Origin of the sequence: Streptomyces albidochromogenes (assembly GCF_005981925.1) — a bacterium.
GTDB lineage: Bacteria > Actinomycetota > Actinomycetes > Streptomycetales > Streptomycetaceae > Streptomyces > Streptomyces albidochromogenes.
In genome coordinates this window covers 1-1826 of record NZ_VBVX01000573.1, presented here as the reverse complement: position 1 = coordinate 1826, position 1826 = coordinate 1, and the positions used below count along the sequence as shown (strand labels likewise).

Here is a 1826-nt window from a genome sequence, read left to right as displayed (position 1 = left end):
GAGGACCCTCCGCCCCAATGCCTGCCGCCCCGGTGATTGCCGGCCCACCAGCTGCGCCCGCTCTTGACCGGTCGCCGCTCGACCCGGCTCCCCGCGGTCGCCAGCAGCCCGACGATCAGCATGACCAAGAGCGTCACAAGGCCGACAGCCAAGATTCGCATCGCTCCCCCACCGTCCTTCAGTCCCCCGAAGCCACGTGCTCGCTTCTCGCGTGCGAGGGAGATGCCCCCGGCCGGCGGAAACCAAAGCAAACTTGAGCGACTCCAGAGGTTCGCTTCGGCGAACGGGGTGGAGACGCCGTCGTCTCGCGGCGGCGGTCACGTTCGAAGCCGCACCGCGGTCGTGCCGCTGAACGCCGGCTGACCCGCGCCGCGGGTCGTCGTGGAGCGCTCAGCTGTCCCGGATGCGGCGGGCCGCATCCACGAGCTCGGCCGGCAGGGCGGGACCAGCACAGGCGTGATCGATCAGCAGGCCGCGGTACGAGTCGTTCGGCAGGCCGGGGGCCAGTTCGATGAGTGCGCTCAGCTCGGCGGGCGATCCGGTGAGCCGCGCCCGGTAGGCGGCCCCGGCCGCGCGCAGTGACAGCTCAGCCGGCTCGTACTCCAGTCCCTGATCGATCAGCCGGACCGCTGAGGTGAAGTCGCCCTGCTCGGCGCGCACATCGGCCAGGTCCAGGTAGAGCGACCAGTTGGCAGGCTCCAGGGCAAGGGCGCGCTCGAACGCCGCCGCGGTTTCCTCGGCATCTCCGAGCTTGCGCCACGTGCCCGCTCGCACGACTTCGGTCAGCATGATCGGCTCAACCACGTCCGCCTGGTCGCACAGGGCGAACGACGCGTCGGTGAGACCGCACGCCCGCAACAGGATCGCCATCCTGGCCAGCGCCTCCGGCAACGGCCGGCGGGCCGAGACCGCGTCGATGGCCCGGAACCAGGGTCGGAACCGTTCCCGCGTGCTTTCGCTGTCCAGGTCATGGCCGTAGTCCATCGTCCGCATCGCGGCCTCGGCCAGCGCGTCGGCACTCACCTCACCGAGGAACCGTTCGTCGCCGAACCAGGGCGCTGCGGCCCACGCGATGCCGGGGCGGACACCCGTGACTGCCCCGATCGCCATCGCCGCGGCGTCCATGTCGCCTTCGAGGAATGCGATGTACGACTGCGCCAGTACCGCCCGCAAGGAGTCGTCCTGAACGACCTCGGCCAGCTCCGACCGACTGTCCCTCCACAACTCGGCAAGCACCGCATAGGGCTCGGGATCCTCAGGCGCGGAGGCGATGGCATCCGCTAGATGCCGCACGGCTGCCGCTGGGCTGCCGCCGCAGTGGGCCATCACCCGCGCGAGACCTACTCCGGCTACTACCGACCGATTCGACATCGTCCGAGGTTATCCCTGAGCCGACGCGTCTCCGCCACACGGGGGAGGAAGGAAGGCCCGTAGGGCGACGTGGCACAGCGGTCGTGAGGCAAGCATGCATCACATGCTGAAGACGAACGTGCTGCCGGATGTCCCGCGCTGGGCCGCGCGCGCCGCTTACGCCGTACCACTGGTCACCCTGCCGTCGGGGTTGTGGCGGATCGCGCCAGCCGCCGGGCTGCCGGTGGGTCGGGTACGTACAGAGTGCGAACCTGGCGACGGGAAGCATTACGGACACGCCGGCGCAGCAGGCACTCCTTGTGCTCTGCTACCTCCCGCTGCTGGGCTGGGCGCCGTTACTGGCGGTGTCGGCGATCGCGTACTACAGACGCCGGACGGCCGCCTTCCGCGATCCCGGTCCGGTCCGGTCCGGCTGGCTCTGCGGTGCACCGCAGTTGCGGTGCACCGCCACCCCC

Annotated in this window: 1 protein-coding gene; it reads right to left on the bottom strand. The window is 70.4% G+C overall.

Annotated elements, in window-relative coordinates:
• Positions 1-390: 390 nt before the first annotated feature.
• Positions 391-1371 (bottom strand): tetratricopeptide repeat protein, encoded by a 981-nt coding sequence (locus E2E34_RS33965; RefSeq protein ID WP_138905665.1) that lies wholly within the window; start codon positions 1369-1371, stop codon positions 391-393.
• Between the last annotated feature and the right edge of the window lie 455 nt (positions 1372-1826).

Excerpts from the sequence above, each read along its gene's own strand:
- E2E34_RS33965 (WP_138905665.1), bottom strand. The coding sequence starts at position 1,371 with ATGTCGAATCGGTCGGTAGTAGCCGGAGTAGGTCTCGCGCGGGTGATG.